Consider the following 19,932-nt stretch of genomic DNA (forward strand, 5'->3'; position numbering starts at 1 on the left):
CGGCCCTGCCTGCGGCGGCGCCGGTCGTGTCGTGCTCGATAGTCATGTGATTGAGGCGAATGGCGCCGTGGGCAAAGCCGCACGAGCCTGGATGAAAGAAATTCTCTGAAGAAATTTTTATGTCCAGAGAATCAATAAATGATAGCAAGTTATCAAATGTTGATCGAGCAATATCTTCTCTCAAGATCATGAATGTTGCGCAAATGCATCAAATTGCATGCACGCAACCGAGTACCGCAACGATAAATGTTGCGATGCAGCAATACAAACATCTGGAAGCCGCGTTACAAAGGCGATTTGCACCGTATCGGGAGGCACAATGAACGGTAACGCGCGCTGGACCGGTGGCATGCTCGCCGCCCTGCTGCTGAGCGGAGACGCCCGGGCGGCGGCGCCAGGCGGCATCGTCGTCGACGTGACGCCGGCCCGGCAAAACCTGACGCGCAGCGACGACGTCGTCGTGACGGTGACGCTCCGCAACACGTCGCACGCGACGCTTTACGTGCCGACGTGGCAGACACCGTTCGCGGGCGTGCAGGCGCCGCTGTTCGACGTGACCCGCGACGGCCTGCCCGTCACCTACCTGGGCATCCGGGCCAAGCGCGCCGCACCTACGCCCGGAGCGCCGGACCGCGCCGATGTCATCGCGCTCGGACCCGGGGCGGCGCGCAGCGCGCGCGTCGAACTGTCGGCCCTGTACCGCATGGACATCACGGGCGCCTACAGCGTGCGCTACCGCGCCGACCATCTGCAGGTGGTTGGCCGGCCGGATTCGGCGCGACCGCAAGGCCTGGCCGAAGCGCCGCAGCCAGCCGCCGTCTGGATCGCCGGACGCCTGCCGCGCGGGATGCCGGAACCGTCTCCTGAAGCGCGCCCTGCCGGCGGCGGCCTCGCCTACGCGCACTGCTCGAACGCGCAGCAGGAAAGCATCGCCGGCGCGGTGCAGGCCGGCCTGGCGATGGCGCAGGATGCCGACGCCTACCTGCAGGGCCAGGCGCTGGCAACGCGTTACACCGGCTGGTTCGGCCCGGTGGACAATGCACGGGCGACGACCGTCGCCCGCCACTTTGCCGCGCTCCGCGAGGCCTTCGCCACCCGGCCGATCACGGTCGACTGCGCGTGCACCCGGTCGTGGTATGCCTACGTCTATCCGAACGAGCCGTACACGATCCACGTCTGCAAGGCGTTCTGGACGGCGCCCCTGACGGGCACGGATTCGAAAGGCGGGACGCTGCTGCACGAGATGAGCCATTTCACCGTCGTGGCCGGGACCGACGACTGGGTCTATGGACAGGCCGCGGCGGCCGCGCTGGCGGGCAGCGATCCCGACCGTGCGATCGACAATGCCGATTCGCACGAATACTTCGGCGAGAACAACCCGTACCGGAACGTGCGGCCCGATTAAGGCGTGATGTGGCGGAACATCACGGGTTCGGTGACGAACGGCGTCGTGGCTTCCGGATGGTGGATGTCGGCCAGCGCCAGGCCCGAGAAGCGCAATTCATAGGTATGGTCGCCGGGACGGAAGGCATAGTCGGCCGTGATGTCGATGGTGTGCGCATGGGCGGAATGCGGCGGCAGCTCGAACCAGTCGGACGCGCCGCGCGCGGCGTTGGCGCCGACGTAGGCGATAGGCGCCCCACCCGGATGCGCGCGCACGTCGAACAGGCGGCCGGCGGGCCGGACATCGGCAGCCAGCGCCTGCGGCAGCCAGACCCGGCGCTCGCCGCGGTTCTCCGCCCGGAAGGTGATCCATACCTTGTCATGCCTCGCATCGACGCTCAGGCTTGCATGCAAATTCATCCCGCCTCCTTGTTCGTTCGACATTGCTGTCGGGCCGGAACGATTGTAACCCGCACAACGCGGTAGGGTGGGTGTTTGATGCCGTCCTACGTGGCGGTACCGGACAGGATCGTGACGGCCACCCGCCGGTTGCGCGCCCGCCCGACCGGATCATCGTTCGATGCGATCGGCCGGTTCGCCCCGCGCCCGACGGCCGCCAGGCGTTCCTCGGCCACGCCGCTCGCCGCGAACAGGCGCACGACGGTGGTGGCGCGCACGGCCGACAATTCCCAGTTCGATGCGAACGCCGGGTTGCCGATCGGCGTATTGTCCGTAAAACCTTCCACTTCGATGCCGTGCGTATCGTCCTTGAGCAGGTCGGCCACGGTACGCAGGGTTTCCCGGGCGGTCGGTGTCAGGCCGGCGTCGCCTTCGTCGAACAACACGCTGGCATTGATCTCCAGCGTGACGCCGCGCGCGGTCCGCGTGACGCGCACCTTGCCGCTGTTGACGAGGGGTTTCAGGATGCTGTCGAGCTTTTTCGCCAGCAGGTCGAGGCGTTCGCGGTCGCGTTTGGCCGCTTCCGCCCGTTTGTGCGCCAGGATGTTCGACAGCGGCAGCGCGTCCACCTCGACCATCGTATTCGACCGGTTCGACGCGCCACGGCCGCCGAAGGCGTCGCCCAGCGATTCCGACAACACCGTGTACTTGCCGATATTGACTACGGACACCGCGTACATCACGACGAAGAACGCGAACAGCAAGGTGATGAAGTCGGCGTAGGAAATCAGCCAGCGCTCGTGGTTCTCGGTGTCCTGTTCGTACGGTCTGCGGCGCGCCATGGATGTCGGGGCGTCAGTGCTGCGCCAGCAGGCACGCCACGCGCTCTTCGATCACGCGCGTGTAGTCGCCGGTAGCGATGTCGTGGAAGACGTCGGTCAGGATCTCGTACTCGGCCACGCGCTCGGCGACGATGCCCTTGATCTTGTTGCCGACCGGGTAAAAGAACAGGTTCGCGAGGCCGACGCCGTACACGGTCGACACGAACGCGACGGCGATGCCGGCGCCCAGGCGCGAGGGGTCCGACAGGTTTTCCATCACGTGGATCAGGCCCAGCACGGCGCCCAGGATGCCCACCGTCGGCGCATAGCCGGCCGCGGATTCCCAGATGCGCGCGGCCTGGCGCTCGCGGAATTCGTAGTTGTTGATTTCCGTATCCAACAAGCTGCGCAGCTTGTCGGGCTGGATGCCGTCGACGACGAGGCGCAGCCCCTTCTGGATGAACGGATCGGCCTTCGCCATGTACTGTTCCAGCGACAGGAGCCCGTCGCGTCGCGCCGACAGGCTCCACAGGTGGATTTCGCGGGCCAGCGCCTGGCGGCGGTCGGGCGGCGTGACGAACACCCAGCGCAGCATGCGCACGCCGCGCACGAAGGCGCGCGACTTCGTCTGCAGCAGCACGGCGCCGAACGTGCCGACGACCACGATGGCGAAGGCGGCCGGCTGGATCAGCGAGGAAAACTTGCCGCCGTCGAGCGTGTGCCCGACGACGATTCCGGCCAGCGCCAGTGCGAGACCGAGCAGGCTGGTCAGGTCCACGAACGCTCCCGCAGATAGGTCCGCAGGCGCGCCACGGCCTGCGTGTGCAGCTGCGAGACGCGCGATTCCGACACACCCATCACGGCGCCGATTTCCTTGAGGTTGAGTTCTTCTTCGTAGTACAGGCCCATCAACATCTTCTCGCGCGGCGGCAGCGCGTCGATGGCGTCGATGACGGTCTGGCGGAAGTCCGTGTCGAGCAGGCTCTTCAGCGGATCATCGTCGTCCACGGCATAGCGGTCGAGGAAGCTGTCGTTGCCGTCTTCGTCGTGGAAGTCCTCGTAGTAGACGAGCTGGTGGCCGCCGGAATCGCCCAGCAGATCCTGATAGTCGGCCAGGGACAGCTTGAGCGACTTCGCCACCTCGGATTCGCTCGGCGGACGGCCCAGTTGCTGCTGCAGCGAGGCCATGGCCTGCTCGACCTTGCGCATATTGGCGCGCGTGGAGCGCGGCATCCAGTCGCTGCTGCGCAGCTCGTCCAGCATGGCGCCGCGGATGCGCAGCACCGCATAGGTCTCGAACTGCGCGCCGTGGTTTTCCTCGTAGCGGTTGATCGCGTCGAGGAGGCCCATCATGCCAGCCTGTATCAGGTCATCGACTTCGACGGACGGCGGGAGCTTGGCCTTCATCTGGTGGGCGAGACGCTTCACCAACGGCATGTGCTCCGTCAGCAAAGAGTTCTTGTCCGCTTTCCCTTTGACCGTGTACATGGTTCCAGTAATTAATTATTCTTCGCCGCTTCAAGCGGCCCGTCCCTGCTGCATCCCGTTGCGCGCGAAGCGCCCGGCCAGGCGGCGGAACGCCACCGATGCGCCGGCCAGCGGGAATGCGTCGACCACGGCGCGCCCGAGGCGCGCGGCACGGTGCAGGTACTCGTCCGCCGGCACGGAGCCCATGGAGCTCAACGTTACTGCCAGGTAACGAGTTGCCGCAGATGACATATTATCGTATACCACCTTCGCCTCGGCTTCGGTAGCGCCCGTCACAAGAATACCGAACGGACGGCGGCCGAGATGCTGCGACAGCCGCTTGATCAGCGCATACGCGTTCGTGATCGACGCGGCGCTCGTCGAGACCTGCACGACGATCTCGGACGAGTCCATGATCGGCACCGGGAACGTACCGTCTTCCGAAAATTCGCCGTCGACCATGACGATGCTGCCGGACGATTGCTGGACGAGGACGTCGAAGGTTTTGGCGAGGCGCCGCATCTCGTCCGCCGCGCCTCCCGTCGCTCCCGCGAAGGGGGGAGCCCAATCTTGCTGGCGTACCCGGCTGTTCGAAGACACTTGGGTCCCCGCCTGTGCGGGAACGATGTTTTTATGCGCCATCTTTACCACCGAAAAGCCCTGCGGCACCGGATGGATCACCTGATTCAGCGCGCATTCCTGGCGCGCCACCTGCAGCAGGCTCGGGCCGCGGTCGACGCCGAGGCGCTGGGCCACGCCATACTCGCGCGTGCAGGCGTCGACGATCATCACGTCATTGCCGGACTGGGCCAGCGAGGCGCCCAGGTTGACGAGCATGGCGCCCTTGTCGTCCTGCGGGGTGGCGGAGAGGAACGTCACGATGCGGGGCTTGGGGCCCGCCAGCATCCGGCGCAGGCCCTCCGCCTGGTCGAAGTCGAAACTAGCCAACATACACCTCGCGCAGCGAACGGTCGTTGTTCAGGTTGCCGAGGCCCGACATCATCAGCGGCAGGTCGGCATCCGCGATCTGGGCGGCGGCGTCGCGCTTGGCGCGGAAGGCGCGGTCGACGAGCATCGCGCGGTCGGCCAGGTGCAGGTCTTCCGGCACGCGCTGGCCGGTGGAGATGTAATACAGGTTCAGCTTCTGGCGCACGAGCACATCCAGCACGTTGCCGATCGAGACGGCCTCGTCCAGCTTGGTCATGATGCAGCCGGCCAGGCCGGTGCCCTGGTAGGCGCGCACGACTTCGTTCAGCGTCTCGTTGGTCGACGTCGCGTTCAGGCACAGCAGGCGCTTCACGTCGGCGCCGGACTCCGTCAGCATGGCGACCTGCTCCGTCACCATCTGGTCGCGCTGCGACATGCCGATGGTGTCGATCAGCACCGTGTGCTTGTTGCGCAGTTCCTTCAGGGCGATGCGCAGGTCGGCCTCGTCCTTCACCGAGTGCACCATCACGCCGAGGATCTTGCCGTAGATGCGCAGCTGCTCGTGGCCGCCGATACGATAGGCATCCGTCGTGATCAGCGCCAGCTTTTCCGGACCGTGGCGCATCACGCAGCGGGCGGCCAGCTTGGCGGTGGTCGTCGTCTTGCCGACGCCGGTCGGGCCGACCAGCGCGAATACGCCGCCGCGGTCGAGGATGGCGTCCTCGTCGGCCATCGTCGTGATGTTGCGCGACAGGACAGTCTTGACCCAGCGCAGCGACTCGGCGGCATCCTTACCGGCCGGCAGCTTGTCGACCAGGTAGCGCGACAGGCTCGCCGAGAAGCCGGCGGCCAGCATCTCGCGCAGCACGGTGGCCTTCTGCGGCTCGCGCTGCTGGGTGCTGCCCCACGACAGCTCGGCCAGCTGGGTTTCCATCATGCCGCGCATGGCGCGGATCTCATTCATCATGCCGTGCATTTCGGCGGCGGCGGATTCTTTTGCCTGGGCGATCGCGGCCGACATCATCGCCGTCATCGCGGCCATGTCGAACGCCGGCGCCTCCGCCGCTTGCGGCGCGCGGCGGTTGGCGTACGTCGGCGGCACGGCTTGTGCGGCCGGCTCGTCCAGGTCATACAAGGAATTAAGCGACGAATTCAGCGGCTGGCGCGGCGCCGGCGCTTCCTGGAACGGACGGGCCTGCGGCGCTTCCTGGAAAGTGCGCGCGGGGCGAGCGGCCGGGCGCGGTGCCGGTGCCGGCTCCAGGTCGTCGAACGACGGTTCCTGCATATTCAGGTTCGGACGCGGCGCCGCCATCTCCGTTTCCAGCGCCGGCGCAGCCAGCGACGCGACGTCTTCATTGTCCAATGCGAGGATCTCGACCACGCCATCCACGGGACGGTTCGACAGGATGACCGCGTCCGGTCCCAACGCCTCGCGCACTTTGCGCAGGGCCTCGCGGGAAGTCGCCGCTGTAAATTTCTTCACGTTCATCGTTGTTCTCCGCTCTTCCTGGCTTGGTAGTTCGCTGTCCGTCACGTGGGCACAATGGCCCATTCACGGGGAGAATTATTGACGATGCCGGTGGGAAACGATTGGGGGAACAGGCGGGGGAAAGAGCCCTATTTCTTCAAGGCAGGCTCAGGAACAGTGCTGGGAGGGAGTTTCAACAAAGACCAGCCTGGCGGCTGGTCCGGGTACGGAGGTCAGCTCCAGCTGCGTCGATATTGCTGGGCGCGCTCTTGCTCTTCAAGCCACTCTATGGCGTGCTCGACGTTGGAACAAGGAATGTTGCCCTCTTCCAGTGCAGCGCGTATTTTCCATTCCGGCTGGCGGGCCAGAATGGCACGGAATGCCTCACGCGAATAGATCGGCGCCACTGAACGGGAAGAATGTTCGGGTTTGACACAACCGTTACCACGGCCAAAATTGAATTGAATCAACGATTCCCCCCGTAACGTATGGAATCAAATCGTAGCACTCCGCCATGTAAAAAAACGTTAAGTAACGTACCAACTCGACATAAAACAAAAAAATATCTGTATGTTGAGCAAAACTACCACGCGGTTCGTGGCTGATCCATGCGCCGGATCAAGCCGCGCCCACCAAGCTCGTTACGCGAATGGTCTTCGATTCCGGAATCTCGGAATGCGACAGCACTTTCAACTGAGGCAACGCCCGCCGCAGGAAACGCGACAACAGCGTGCGCAACGGCCCCGGCACCAGCAGCACCGGCGTCAGGCCCATCGCTTCCTGCTGCTGCGCCGCGTTGGCGGCCTGCTGGACGATGGTGTCGGCCAAGCCGGGCTCAATGCCGGTGCCGTCGCCGCCCGCGTTCAATGCCTGCACGAGCAACCGTTCGAGGCGATTGTCCAGGGTCATCACGGACAGTTCGTTCGTGCCCGGGAACAACTGCTGCACGATGGCGCGGCCCAGCGCGACGCGCACCAGCGACGTCAGGTCGTTCGGATCCTGCGTGCTGCCGCCGTGCTCGGACAGGGTCTCGATGATCGTGCGCATGTCGCGGATGTGCACGCCTTCCTGCAGCAGGTTCTGCAACACTTTCTGCAGCGTCGACAGCGACACGACCTTCGGCACCAGATCCTCGACCAGCTTCGGCGCATCTTTCGCCAGGTGGTCGAGCAGCGCCTGCACCTCCATCCGGCCCAGCAGTTCCGATGCGTGCGTCGTGATCAGGTGATTCAGGTGCGTGGCGATGACGGTGCCGGCGTCGACGACGGTATAGCCCATGCTCTGCGCGTCGTCCTTCAGGGCGGCGTCGATCCAGATGGCCGGCAGTCCGAACGCCGGATCCGTCGTCACGAGGCCCGGCAGCGTGCCGGTGGCCATGCCCGGATTAATCGCCAGAAACTGGCCGTTCATCGCCTCGCCGCTGCCCACTTCGACACCCTTGAGCGTGATGCGATAAGCCGACGGTTTCAGCTCCAGGTTGTCGCGGATGTGCACGGGCGGCGCCAGGAAGCCGACTTCCTGAGCAAACTTCTTGCGGATACCCTTGATGCGCTTCAGCAGTTCGCCGTTCTGGCCCTTGTCGACGAGCGGGATCAGGCGGTAGCCCACTTCCAGGCCGAGGGTATCGACCGGCAGGACGTCCTGCCAGCTCGCCTCTTCCTGCTCGGCCGGCGTGGTGGCCGCGGCCGCGGCACCGCCCGGCGTGCCGGCCGGTCCCGCGCCGCCCGCGCCTTGTGCTTGTTCCGACGGCATATTCTTGCGGCGCTTTTCCAGCAGATACCCGCCGCCGAACAGCGTGCTGCCCAGCAGCAGGAACACGAGGTTCGGCATGCCCGGGATCAAGCCCATGCCGCCGATGATGCCGCCCGTGATGTACATGACTTCCGGTTTCGCGAACAACTGGCCGACGACCTGCGCGCCCACGTCCTTGTCGCTGGCCACGCGCGAGACGACCATACCGGCCGCGATCGAGATGATCAGCGACGGGATCTGCGCGACGAGGCCGTCGCCGATGGCCAGCAGCGTGTAATTCTTGATGGCGTCGGCAAACCCCATATCGTGCTGGACCATACCCACAATCAGGCCGCCGACGACGTTGATGACGGTCACCAGGATGCCGGCCACGGCATCGCCGCGCACGTATTTCGACGCACCGTCCATTGCGCCGTAGAACTCGGCTTCCTGCGCCACTTCGGAACGGCGGAGCTTGGCGTCCTGTTCGCCGATCAGGCCGGCATTCAGGTCGGCGTCGATCGCCATCTGCTTGCCGGGCATCGCGTCCAGGGCGAAGCGTGCGCCCACCTCGGCGATACGGCCCGCGCCCTTGGTGACGACGGTGAAGTTGATGATGGTAAGGATGATGAAGACGACCAGACCGACCGTGTAGTTGCCGCCGATCAGGAAGTGACCGAACGCTTCGATCACCTTGCCCGCCGCGGCGCCGCCCGTATGACCCTCGGTCAGCACGACGCGGGTCGAGGCCACGTTCAGCGACAGGCGCAGCATCGTCGTCACCAGCAGCACGGCCGGAAACGCCATGAAGTCGAGCGGCTTGACCGTGTACAGCGCGGTCAGCAGCACGATCACGGACATCGCGATGTTAAAGCTGAAGAACAGGTCCAGTGCAAACGCCGGCAACGGCAGGATCATCATTGCCAGCAGCAGGATGATCAGGATCGGCGCGGCCAGCGCGTTGCCGCGGGAACCGATCTTTTGCAGCCAGGGAGGCAGTTTGAAACCGTTCATTGAAGCTCCGTCATTCAGGGATACGACATTATTGCTGATGCCTGACGGAAACTAGGCAGGAAGGAGACGGGAAAAACCGGCGCAATTCGGCAGGAAGGCGGCCGATTGCGCCGGTCCTGGGTCAATGCGGCTTGCGGCCGCCCGGTGCGCCGGGCTTCTGCGAAGCGGGGTTGAACGGGTCCATCTCGGGCGGGACCGGCAGCTTGCTCGGACGGTCCGGATACTGGTCGAGGGTACCCTTGCTGTACGCACGCAGCTGGTAGACATAGGCCAGCACTTCGGCGACGGCCGAGTACAGCGCTTCCGGGATCTCGTCGTCGATGTCGGTGTGCTTGTACAGCGCACGGGCCAGTGCCGGGGCTTCCAGCAAGGGGACCTTGTTTTCCTTGGCGATCTCGCGGATCCGCGCCGCGACCTCGTCGGTACCCTTGGCCACGACGCGCGGCGCGCCCCGCTGCCCTTCCCCATACTTGAGCGCGACGGCGAAGTGGGTCGGGTTGGTCACGACGACGTCGGCGGTCGGCACGTTGGCCATCATGCGTTTCTGCGCCATCTGGCGCTGCATCTGGCGGATCTTGCCCTTGATCTGCGGGTTGCCGTCCGATTCCTTCGATTCCTGGATGACTTCCTGGCGCGTCATCTTGAGCTTGTCGGCGTAATGCCACATCTGGTACGGACCGTCCAGGATGGCGATGGCGCCCAACGCGCCGACCATCGTCAGAAAAGCCTTGGCGAGCAGGCTGCCCAGGTGCGGCGCGGCCGTGCCGAACGGTTCGATGACGAGGCCGATCACGGCATCCTTCTGGCTCATGACGACGAACCACGCGACGGCGCCAACGAGAAGCGTTTTCGCGACGGCCTTGAGCAATTCCACGAGCGCATTGGTCGACACCATATTGCCCAGCCCGCGCATCGGATTGAGCTTGCCGAAATTGGGCATAAACGCCTGGGCGCTGAAGTTCCAGCCGCCGATCAGCATGGGCGACGCCAGCATCATCAGCATGACGGCGCCCGCCAGCGGCAGGCAGGCCAGCAGCACGCCGCCAATGTCCGCGCCGATGCGTTCGATGAGGGCGTTGGGGTTGTAAATCTGTTCGCGATCGAGCGACAGCCCGCGCTCCAGCATGGCCGACAGCTTGTTGACGATACCACCGCCCATCATCCACAGGCCGGCGCCGGCCGTCATCAGCACGGTGAACGTGGCCACTTCGCGCGAACGGGGAATGTCGCCGTCTTCGCGCGCTTGCCTCAGCCGTTTCTCTGACGCTGGTTCGGTCCGTTCTGCGTCGCTGTCTTCTGCCATGCTGTGCTCCGTTGGTTCAGGCTGGCATTATTCCAGACGTTGCCCAAGAGCTAGAGAAGAAGAAGGCGGCGAAACAGCCTGTATTTCACTTCCGAGCGGATCTCACAGGCTCACCGTATGCGGACACGCAACATAAATCGGCAAAACTGGTAGGAATGTCTTTCACTATCTGTCAAAATTGCAAATTGCTTATGTCGAAAAAAGATCACATTTTTGGCTGAGCTGGATGTCAAGTCGGCATTTGATGCGTCAAAGCAATGTCTAGTTGCTATATAATTGGCGAGCAACATTGCCTTGTGCAGGTGCCCCGTTAATTGAATAAAAGGATACGAAATGAAGAAATTCCTCGTCACGACCGCAATTCTGAGCCTGCTGTCGGCCCAGGCATTTGCTCAAGAAGCTGCTACCAGCAACGCAGGTAACACTGCCGCCGCAGGTCAGACCGGTACTGCTTCGGGCACCGCTGCCGGCACCGGCACCGCAAGCACGGGCGCTGCCGCCGGCGCCGCCTCGTCGGGTGGTTTCCTGGGTGCAGGCGCGATCGCCGGCCTGTCGACCGGCACGCTGGTCGCCGTGGGCGCCGCTGTCGCTGCCGTGGCTGTTGCCTCGTCGGACAACGGTTCGACCACCACTCACCACTGATCGCAATCGGGACGCTTGCGCGTTCCGTTGCGTCCAGTTGCAAAGAAAACGGCCGCACACGCGGCCGTTTTCTTTGCCATTGCGGCGCAATATCGCGCCACAACGCGATCAGTCGAAGAGCTCGGCCTGCGCCAGCAACTTGCCAGCATGGTCTTTGGCCGCCAACTGCGGTGGCGCATCAATGGGCCACTCGACACCGATGGCCGGGTCATTCCACAGCAGGCTACGCTCATGTTCCGGATACCAGTAATCGGTCGTCTTGTAGAGGAACTCGGCAGATTCGCTCAGCACGACGAAACCATGTGCGAAGCCGGGCGGCACCCACATCTGCCGGCAATTTTCCGCGCTCAGTTCAACCCCCACCCACCGCCCGAAGGTCGGCGACGATTTGCGCAGGTCGACGGCGACGTCGAATACCTTGCCCTGCACCACCCGCACCAGCTTACCTTGCGCATGTTGGATTTGATAATGCAGCCCGCGCAGCACACCCTTGGCCGACTTGCTGTGGTTGTCCTGCACGAACTGAGCATCGACACCGGTGGCCTGTGCAAATTCGCGCGCATTGAAGCTTTCATAAAAGAAGCCGCGCGCGTCGCCAAAGACTTTCGGCTCCAGCACCAGCACGTCGGGGATGGCGGTCGGGGTAACGGTAAGAGGCATAGGCTCGAATTATTTCAACAAATTCAAAAGATAGCTGCCGTAGCCATTCTTGGCCAGCGGCGCCGCGAGTTTCTGCAAATCGGAGGCATCAATCCAGCCCTGGCGATACGCGATCTCTTCCGGACAGGCCACCTGCAGCCCCTGTCGTTTCTGGAGGGTCGCAATGAAGCTCGCAGCCTCGAGCAGGCTATCGTGCGTGCCGGTATCGAGCCAGGCGAAGCCGCGGCCCATGATCTCGACGTTCAGCGTGCCGCGCTCGAGGTAGCAGCGGTTGACGTCCGTGATTTCCAGCTCGCCGCGCGCCGACGGCTTGATGTCCGCCGCCACATTGCAAACGTCGTTGTCGTAGAAGTAGAGCCCGGTCACCGCATATGACGACTTCGGCGTTTTCGGTTTTTCTTCGATGCTCAGGGCGCGCTGGTCCGCGCCGAACTCGACGACGCCGTAACGCTCCGGATCGTGCACGTGGTAAGCGAACACGGTGGCGCCATCGGTGCGGTCGTTTGCACTGTGTAATTGCTTGACCAGATCGTGACCATAGAAGATGTTATCGCCAAGGACGAGCGCACTCGGATCGTTGCCCACAAAATCCTTGCCGATGATGAAGGCCTGAGCCAAGCCGTCCGGCGACGGCTGGACGGCGTACTGGATGTTCATGCCCCAGCGGCTGCCGTCGCCGAGCAGATCGGCGAAGCGCGGCGTGTCCTGCGGGGTGCTGATGACGAGCACGTCGCGGATACCGCTCAACATCAACGTGCTGAGCGGGTAATAGATCATCGGTTTGTCATAGACCGGCATCAGCTGCTTGCTGACGGCCTGGGTCACGGGATACAGCCGCGTGCCGGAGCCGCCGGCCAGGATGATGCCTTTACGATTCGATTGGGACATGGCTGCCTCTCACAGAATTTGCTGGAGCACGTGACGCACACCTTCCTGCCAGGGTGGCAGGCGCAGGCCGAACGTCGTGCGGAAGCGGGTCGTGTCGAGCCGCGAATTGAGGGGGCGCTTGGCCGGGGTCGGATACTGCTCGGTGGACAACGGCGCGACCGCGTCGACCGTCGCCTTCAGGGTTTTGCCCGCGGCGAGCGCCTCGCCGATGACGAATTGCGCATAGCCGTGCCAGCTCGTCTCGCCGCCGGCAGCCACGTGGTAGGTACCGTAGGGGAAGCCGGCGCCTTTCGCACGCACGTGCTCGCGCACGAGGTGGGCGCTGAGGTCGGCCAGCAGCGCGGCCGAGGTCGGTGCGCCGAACTGGTCCGCGACGACGTTAAGCTTGTCGCGCTCGCCGGCCAGGCGCAGCATCGTCTTGGCAAAATTGCCGCCGTGCGCACCCACGACCCAGCTCGTGCGCAGGATCAGGTGACGCGGATTGGCGGCCGCCAGCCCCTGCTCGCCTTCGAGCTTGGTGCGGCCATAGACGCTCTGCGGCCCCGGCGCGTCGCTTTCCGTGTAAGCGCCCTGCTTCATGCCGTCGAACACGTAATCGGTCGAATAGTGCAGCACCAACGCTCCGAGCTTCGCGCCCTCCTCGCCCAGGATCGCCGGCGCGATCGCGTTGACGGCGCGGGCCGTCGCTTCGTCGGACTCGGCCTTGTCGACGGCCGTGTAGGCCGCCGGGTTGACGATGACGTCCGGCGCGACGCGGCGCACGAGGTCGCGCAAGGCGTCGGCGTCGGCCAGGTTGCAATCCTGCGTGCCGACCGCGACGACCTCGCCGAGCGGCGCCAGCGCGCGCTGCAGTTCGAAGCCGAGCTGGCCATTCTTGCCGGTCAGGAGGATCTTCATTCACGCACCGTATTGTTGGCCGACCCAGGCGCGGTAGCTGCCGCTCGTCACGTGCTGGACCCACTCCTGGTTGTCGAGGTACCACTGCACGGTCTTGCGGATACCGGTCTCGAACGTCTCGGCCGGCTTCCAGCCCAGCTCGCGCTCGAGCTTGGTCGCGTCGATCGCGTAACGGCGGTCATGGCCCGGACGGTCGGTCACGAAGGTGATCTGGGTCGCGTACGACTGGCCGTCCGCGCGGGGGCTCAATTCGTCGAGGATCGCGCACAGGGTGCGCACGACGTCGAGGTTCGCCTTCTCGTTCCAGCCGCCGACGTTGTAGACCTCGCCCAACTGCCCCGCCTCCAGCACGCGGCGGATGGCCGAGCAATGATCCTTCACGTACAGCCAGTCGCGGATCTGCTGACCGTCGCCGTAGATCGGCAGCGGCTTACCGGCCAGCGCATTGTGGATGCACAGCGGGATCAGTTTTTCCGGGAAGTGGTACGGGCCATAGTTATTTGAGCAATTGGTCGTCAGCACCGGCAGGCCGTACGTGTGGTGATAAGCGCGCACAAGGTGGTCGCTGGCCGCCTTGCTGGCGGAATACGGGCTGTTCGGCTCGTAGCGGTTCGTCTCGCGGAAGGCCGGGTCATCCTTGCCGAGGGAGCCATAGACCTCATCGGTCGAGACGTGCAGGAAGCGGAACGCGGCCTTGCGGTCGTCCGGCAGTGCGTCCCAGTATTCGCGCACGGCCTCGAGCAGGTGGAAGGTGCCGACGATATTCGTCTGGATGAATTCGCCCGGGCCGTGGATGCTGCGATCGACGTGGCTCTCGGCCGCGAAGTTCACGACGGCGCGCGGCTGGTGCTCCTGCAGCAGGCGGCGCACGAGATCCACGTCGCCGATATCGCCGTGCACGAAAACGTGCTGCGGATTGTCGCGCAGGCTCGCCAGGTTCTCGAGGTTGCCGGCATAGGTCAGCTTGTCGAGGTTGATGACCGGCTCGTCGTTCAGGGCGCACCAGTCCAGTACAAAATTACTGCCGATGAAGCCCGCACCGCCTGTCGTCAAAATCATGTATGCACTCTCCGGTTGACGGGTCACGCACGAACCGGCCGGGCCACGCCGAACCGGCCGGCCCGAGAATCCGGCGGTGTCGCACGATCCCCAATTTCAATAATCAATAACTGCCGTACCAAGCAACGCCGACCGATTTCGCACCTGGCGTCACCGCGACATTCGAACGCGTATCCGTGCGCTGGGCCTGCCACAGCCAGCCGCCGACCGCCATGCCGAGCACACCGCCGGCGACGACATCAGACACCCAGTGCTGGCGGCCCGCCGTACGGCCCAGCGAACCGGCGGCGGCCAGGCCGTACAGCCAGGGCGCGTCGTACTCCTGGGCGAACGGTGTCACCGCCGCGAACGCCACGGTGGCGTGATTCGACGGGAACGATGCATCCGATCGGTTCACCGCCCTGCCCCACTGGCCCTGTTCCTCGTTCGGCCGTGCGCGTCCGGCGATATGTTTTGCCCCGATCGACAGGGCTGCGGCCCCGACGACAGATTCCAGCGAGATGATACCAATGTTTTGCATTCGCGCATCGCCGAACGCGACCGCACTCGCGGCCGCGCCAGTCAGCACAAGGGGCGTCGCCTTGCCGACATTGTTCCAGGCGCGCGCAACGCTCGACCCCTGGTGCTTCTTCATGAAGCGGTCGACCGGCTTGTCGAGCAAGGCGCCGGCCAGGATCGCGCTGCCACCGATGACGGCACCATTGGCCCATTGCGGCAGCGTCGGCGTCGTTTTGACCGACTGTTCCACGCGCATACGGAACAAGGGCCACGGGTTCGGCATGACATCGACAGGCGGATTCACGGCCGGCAAGTTCTGTTCGTCGCGCCGTTCGGCGAAGTTGCCGAGGCCGTCGAACGTGTTCATGTCGCGGCGTGGTTGCTCGACCAGGTCATAGAGGTCGCCCGGGCTCGCGACCATCTGGCCGACGTCGCGGGTCCACGGCGCAAGACTCATCCCGGCTGTCGACTGGGTGTCGGCCGTGAGCATGATATTCAGCGGGACGGAAAGGAATACCCCCTTGTCGTTATAAGGGTTGGTAGGTGTTCCCGGACTGGTAATATCATGGCCGTTTGTCTTGGTGTACCACACGCCGAGTTCCATTCCTGAGGGGAAACGTCGCTTGAACTCGACGCGCACGCCTTCGTCGCGCGCCAGGAAACGCCCGGCCCGTGCGGTTGCCGTGATGTCATAGGGCAGACGATAATGTAGTGATGCCAGACCGGTGACGGTCTTGTAATCCAGCTTATCCAGCCACCCTCGATAACCTCGCTGCTGAAGCGCATCGACCGCCAAGTCCGCTGCCCAGCGGCTATCCTTGGGCAGGTACAGAACCTGCCCCCCGACGCCCCGGTACATCTCTTCATAAAAACCGGCTGAGAAACGAGCGTAAACCCGCTCGGTCGGCATCACGTATTTATTGAGCAAAAGACGGTTGAGCTTGAGCCTGTCCCCGCGCTTGTATTCGGCAATGTCGGTACGGACATGCGGAAGAAGGCTGTTGGATGCCTGTGTGACTCCCGACACGTTCTCGAATAAGTTGAGACGCAATGCGCTGTTCAGGTACAGCCCTTCATCCAGACGGCGATCGTAGGTGATACCCATCGCGAGTTCATAACGCAACGCGCCGCTCGGATCATTAAAGAAAAACCCGAGCTTGGGTGCAGCCTTGAAGCGGTTCGCTTCACGGTCTTCCGAGGCCACCTGGACAACGTTACCGTCCCTGCCCGTCTGGACCTGCAAACGCTCGCCGTCCGTGATCTCCGCCAGCAGTCCGGCATGGTCGTTATCGATGTGATCGTCGGGACGCGCTTGGCGTACAAGCACCGTCTGAAGGAAAGCCTCGCGGTCGATGAGCCCTGTCAAATAGTCGGACAGGCGCTGCAGGTCGAAAAATTCATACGTCGCAATCGGCTGTTCGAGACGGGTATACGTGATGTAAATTCCTCGCGTACCGGCTGGCGCATAGGCAAGCACGGTTCGCGCAGCGCGACCGACCGCCCGCCCCATATTGGAAATTCGCGAGTTCGTCAACGACAGCTTGATGTAATGTCCGTCAAATTCGACCCGAACATTGCGAAAATCCTGCTGCACCAGGGCCTGTATCAATGCCGTCGCATGCTGACCGTTCGCCTGCCACTCGTCCGCCGACACGCGCGGCGGCGCTGCGTCAGCCTTGATGTACGCAGGCTCAGTCAGCTTAGGAATAAATTCACGCGCGGAAAATGGAATAGCCAAGTAAGCGTTGGCGCTGAAATGGTCGCGATGACGCGACAGCTGTGCGCCAAGCCATCCCCAGCGGTATTCGAGGCCGAGAGCCGGGCCGGACGCATGGTGGCCTGCCCCTGTCTGGGCAGCATGAATTTCTTTCTGGTAGTCGATCGCGTCGTACTCTGCCACCACGGCCCATTGGGGAGCGGACAACGGCGCCCAACGCACGCCGGCGAAGACACCCTTGGGGCGCTTATGCCCGTAACCGATACTCGCTTCAATGTTGCCCGCACCAAAACTCTTCGATGCGACAATGTATTGCCCCTTGAACAACTCCGTACCTTGAAGGTCCGAAGCGCCTACCGAGACCGCAGGCAAGGATGACGTTTCGTTCCACAAGCGCAACTTGGCGTCGACCACCTTGTCTTTGTAGCGGCCGTAGTTCTTGCCGTAATTTTTATCAGGATTGCCAAAGGCGGGGATGCCGGTAATCGACACATACCGGCCAGTCACCTGAAGAAAAGGAAGGATCGTCGCGGTCGCCCAGGTGTCACCGTATGGACTGTCGTAGCTGTAGCCAACCGAAAAAGTGCCGTCAGCTTCGGTCCAGGCACTCGGCATGTTGATATAACCGGACTGCCCGGTCAGCGTGGGTGTCGCGCCAAACGCCTGGGCGGCGCCCAGCATCAAACATCCGCACCACGTGAACGTTGTGTAATTTCTAAATCCTGTCAGCACTCGATCGATCCAATGATGGTTATCGGCTGCCGCTGTTCAAGAAGTAGGGACGCCGCGTTGAAACAAACACGGAGTTTATCATTGGTAACGAACACGGCCAAGTAGCTGTGGCGCGCGAAACTGACGTTCATGCAATAATAGATGCAAATTGGCAATTATTGAAATACCGGCCAAACGAAATGAAGCGTGAAAATTTGTGAGAATTATATTCCGAACTTAAATTAGACAATCCTTTGTTTTCGTTTTAATTATTCTGTTAAAAATCGCCATTATTGAAAATAGCCGAACACGGGCCGGCGCCGGTTCATTACAAGCCAGGTCACGGTGAGAAATGGTGACTTGGCGGTATGTCAAGCATCACGAACAGAAAGACGCGCTGACCCATGTTAGACAATAAGCACGCCGGAGCTTGGGCAACGATGAGCCTAGTTCAACCCGTGCGTCTTGGTGAGATTGACTCGGGCGCCTGGGCGCTGACAAAACAAAATCGAACAAAAAACGACCACTTTTGGCCTCTACTCTGTCGTTTTTCCATTCCATGTGACAGATATAATTGCTTTGCGCTCGATCCGTTAATAAAATGTTGCATGTAGCCATGTGACTTTTGACATGGCCCATGCCGTATACTTGGCGATCTTCGGATTTCGAACATACCTCGGCTCGCAATCTTGCATTCTTCTCATCTGATCTGTTGCGCCCCGACAGGCAGTCGTTCCCTTCAGATGCTGGCGGACCGTGTTTCCGCGCCACGTGGGCTGTGAACGAGCGTGCGGTCCCATCAAGCTTTCAAACCATGAAACCCATTGAATCTATCTTCTTACAAAAAACCAAGTGGTATAGCGATCGCCGCTTTGAAAAGTGGTTACTGCTGTGGACCGACATCGTCGCAGTCGCGCTGGCGTTAGTCCTTGCGGTAGCGGCGGCAGCGGCGTTCCGTGATGCGGCGACGCGCACGGCGGTCGTCGCCAGCGCATTCAGCTCCGCCCGACTGCAAGGTTATGCTGCCCTGCTCGGCGTTATGGTCGTCGCATTCTGGTCCAAAGGACACTACTCCAAGCGTAAGCCGTTTGCTAACGAAGTCAAAGATGTACTTAAGGTTACGCTTACCTTGGCACTGGTCGATGCTGCGCTGATGTTCCTCACGAAATGGCAGTTTTCACGAGCGGTGATGCTGGTTAACTGGACCTTGGCGCCGGTGACCATCGTGCTGGCACGTTGGGCAATCAAGCGCGTCCTGATCGTTGCGGGCGGCTGGGTGCGCCCCATGGTCATCATTGGCTATGGCGAAAATGCCATTGAAACCGCTCTGGCGTTCAAGGATGAGCCGATGATGGGGCTGCGTCTCTCCGCCTTCCTCATTCCGGCTGGTAAACCGAAGCTGGAACATCAAATTCGTGACCGCAACGGCAATATCGTTCCATCGATCACGCTCGGCCGCGACCCCAGCCAGGTGCTGGCGCAACTGGGCAATCCGCATGTGGTGTTGGCGCTTGAGCAGGGCGACATCGACAGCCATCAGGAAATGATTCTTCGCCTGAATCGCTACAATCGAGAAGTCCAGATCGTTCCCGCACTGCGCGGCCTGCCCTTGTACGGCATGGAGGCAAACCACTTCTTTGCCCATGAAGTGCTGTTGCTTACGATGCGCAACAACCTGGCGCGCCGCTTCCCGCAACTGGTCAAGCGATGTTTCGATCTGGCCGTTTCGGCCTCGGTGCTGGTGCTGGGTTCGCCGATGTTCCTGTTCATTGCGCTACGGGTCGCCAGCACGGGCCGACCGATTTTCTTCGGTCATACGCGGGTCGGCCAACATAACAAGCCCTTCCAATGTTACAAGTTCCGGACAATGGCACCGAACGCGGACACGCTGCTGGCCGAACTGCTGGCTACTGATCCTGAGGCGCGTGCCGAATGGGAGCGCGACTTCAAACTGAAGAACGATCCACGGATCACCTCGATCGGACGCTTCCTCCGCAAGACCAGCTTGGACGAAATCCCGCAACTGTGGAATGTTTTGAAGGGTGATATGAGCCTGGTCGGCCCGCGGCCGGTCGTCACGGCAGAACTGGAGCGCTACGGTTCGCAAGTGGACTTTTATCTTGAAGCGAAACCGGGCATTACCGGACTATGGCAGATCAGCGGCCGCAACGACGTAACCTACGATACCCGCGTCTATCTCGACGCTTGGTACGTAAAAAACTGGTCACTGTTTAACGATATCGTCATCCTGCTCAAAACCGTCAAAGTCATCTTCCGCACGGACGGGGCATACTGAAAGGAACCGGGGCACGACCCCGGTTCCTTTTTTGTCATGCTGCGCGCTGGA

General features: G+C 62.6%; 17 protein-coding genes. 3 read left to right on the plus strand and 14 right to left on the minus strand.

The genetic code is table 11. The features are described 5' to 3' along the window. The first annotated feature begins 319 nt into the window (after positions 1 to 319). On the plus strand, positions 320 to 1,405 hold the full coding sequence (locus BVG12_RS13985) for a M35 family metallo-endopeptidase (RefSeq protein ID WP_075792920.1): 1,086 nt from the start codon (positions 320 to 322) through the stop codon (positions 1,403 to 1,405). On the opposite strand, the gene BVG12_RS13990 is transcribed toward BVG12_RS13985, so the two are convergent. The 9 genes from BVG12_RS13990 to flhB all read right to left on the minus strand — a co-directional run bounded on the left by BVG12_RS13990 (position 1,402) and on the right by flhB (position 10,513). Next, positions 1,402 to 1,803 carry a hypothetical protein gene (locus tag BVG12_RS13990; RefSeq protein ID WP_075792921.1) on the minus strand — a complete coding sequence of 134 codons (402 nt, stop codon included), beginning with the start codon at positions 1,801 to 1,803 and terminating at the stop codon, positions 1,402 to 1,404. The two genes, BVG12_RS13985 and BVG12_RS13990, sit on opposite strands and share 4 nt — an antisense overlap. Positions 1,804 to 1,889: 86 nt before the next feature. Beyond that, on the minus strand, positions 1,890 to 2,624 hold the full coding sequence (motD, locus tag BVG12_RS13995; protein WP_075792922.1) for a flagellar motor protein MotD: 735 nt from the start codon (positions 2,622 to 2,624) through the stop codon (positions 1,890 to 1,892). A gap of 13 nt (positions 2,625 to 2,637) precedes the next feature. After that, on the minus strand, positions 2,638 to 3,381 hold the full coding sequence (locus BVG12_RS14000; RefSeq protein WP_075792923.1) for a flagellar motor protein: 744 nt from the start codon (positions 3,379 to 3,381) through the stop codon (positions 2,638 to 2,640). After that, the gene (locus tag BVG12_RS14005; RefSeq protein WP_075792924.1) at positions 3,372 to 4,091 is read right to left on the minus strand and encodes an RNA polymerase sigma factor FliA; all 720 of its coding nucleotides are present in this window, start codon (positions 4,089 to 4,091) and stop codon (positions 3,372 to 3,374) included. The genes BVG12_RS14000 and BVG12_RS14005 overlap by 10 nt, the downstream gene beginning before the upstream one ends. Before the next feature lie 30 nt (positions 4,092 to 4,121). Then, positions 4,122 to 5,018, minus strand: coding sequence for a MinD/ParA family ATP-binding protein (locus BVG12_RS14010; RefSeq protein ID WP_075796363.1), 897 nt, complete (start codon positions 5,016 to 5,018; stop codon positions 4,122 to 4,124). Beyond that, a complete protein-coding gene (flhF, locus tag BVG12_RS14015) occupies positions 5,011 to 6,486 on the minus strand; it encodes a flagellar biosynthesis GTPase FlhF (RefSeq protein ID WP_075792925.1) in 1,476 nt (491 codons plus the stop codon). The genes BVG12_RS14010 and flhF overlap by 8 nt, the downstream gene beginning before the upstream one ends. A 212-nt stretch (positions 6,487 to 6,698) precedes the next feature. Then, complete coding sequence (locus BVG12_RS34040; protein WP_156895633.1) at positions 6,699 to 6,935, minus strand: hypothetical protein; 237 nt, start codon at positions 6,933 to 6,935, stop codon at positions 6,699 to 6,701. Between the two features lie 148 nt (positions 6,936 to 7,083). Next, on the minus strand, positions 7,084 to 9,210 hold the full coding sequence (flhA, locus tag BVG12_RS14020; RefSeq protein WP_075792926.1) for a flagellar biosynthesis protein FlhA: 2,127 nt from the start codon (positions 9,208 to 9,210) through the stop codon (positions 7,084 to 7,086). A gap of 121 nt (positions 9,211 to 9,331) precedes the next feature. Further along, positions 9,332 to 10,513, minus strand: a complete 1,182-nt coding sequence (flhB, locus tag BVG12_RS14025) for a flagellar biosynthesis protein FlhB (protein ID WP_075792927.1) — start codon at positions 10,511 to 10,513, stop codon at positions 9,332 to 9,334. 333 nt (positions 10,514 to 10,846) lie between these two features. Here flhB and BVG12_RS14030 point away from each other — a divergent pair, with 333 nt between their 5' ends. Continuing rightward, positions 10,847 to 11,155, plus strand: a complete 309-nt coding sequence (locus tag BVG12_RS14030) for a hypothetical protein (RefSeq protein WP_075792928.1) — start codon at positions 10,847 to 10,849, stop codon at positions 11,153 to 11,155. A gap of 108 nt (positions 11,156 to 11,263) precedes the next feature. Here BVG12_RS14030 and rfbC read toward each other — a convergent pair whose 3' ends face one another. The 5 genes from rfbC to BVG12_RS14055 all read right to left on the minus strand — a co-directional run bounded on the left by rfbC (position 11,264) and on the right by BVG12_RS14055 (position 17,555). Next, positions 11,264 to 11,815 carry a dTDP-4-dehydrorhamnose 3,5-epimerase gene (gene rfbC / locus BVG12_RS14035; protein ID WP_075792929.1) on the minus strand — a complete coding sequence of 184 codons (552 nt, stop codon included), beginning with the start codon at positions 11,813 to 11,815 and terminating at the stop codon, positions 11,264 to 11,266. Positions 11,816 to 11,824: 9 nt separating this feature from the next. Beyond that, the gene (rfbA, locus tag BVG12_RS14040; RefSeq protein WP_075792930.1) at positions 11,825 to 12,703 is read right to left on the minus strand and encodes a glucose-1-phosphate thymidylyltransferase RfbA; all 879 of its coding nucleotides are present in this window, start codon (positions 12,701 to 12,703) and stop codon (positions 11,825 to 11,827) included. Between the two features lie 9 nt (positions 12,704 to 12,712). Further along, complete coding sequence (gene rfbD, locus BVG12_RS14045) at positions 12,713 to 13,600, minus strand: dTDP-4-dehydrorhamnose reductase (protein WP_075792931.1); 888 nt, start codon at positions 13,598 to 13,600, stop codon at positions 12,713 to 12,715. Continuing rightward, the gene (gene rfbB / locus BVG12_RS14050; RefSeq protein WP_075792932.1) at positions 13,601 to 14,659 is read right to left on the minus strand and encodes a dTDP-glucose 4,6-dehydratase; all 1,059 of its coding nucleotides are present in this window, start codon (positions 14,657 to 14,659) and stop codon (positions 13,601 to 13,603) included. Between the two features lie 103 nt (positions 14,660 to 14,762). Continuing rightward, a complete protein-coding gene (locus tag BVG12_RS14055; RefSeq protein ID WP_075792933.1) occupies positions 14,763 to 17,555 on the minus strand; it encodes a YjbH domain-containing protein in 2,793 nt (930 codons plus the stop codon). Positions 17,556 to 18,399: 844 nt separating this feature from the next. Between BVG12_RS14055 and wbaP the strand changes: the two genes are divergently transcribed. Further along, on the plus strand, positions 18,400 to 19,881 hold the full coding sequence (wbaP, locus tag BVG12_RS14060; RefSeq protein WP_083685034.1) for an undecaprenyl-phosphate galactose phosphotransferase WbaP: 1,482 nt from the start codon (positions 18,400 to 18,402) through the stop codon (positions 19,879 to 19,881). The last annotated feature ends 51 nt before the right edge of the window (positions 19,882 to 19,932 follow it).

The organism is Massilia putida (genome assembly GCF_001941825.1).
GTDB classification, from domain to species: domain Bacteria; phylum Pseudomonadota; class Gammaproteobacteria; order Burkholderiales; family Burkholderiaceae_D; genus Telluria; species Telluria putida.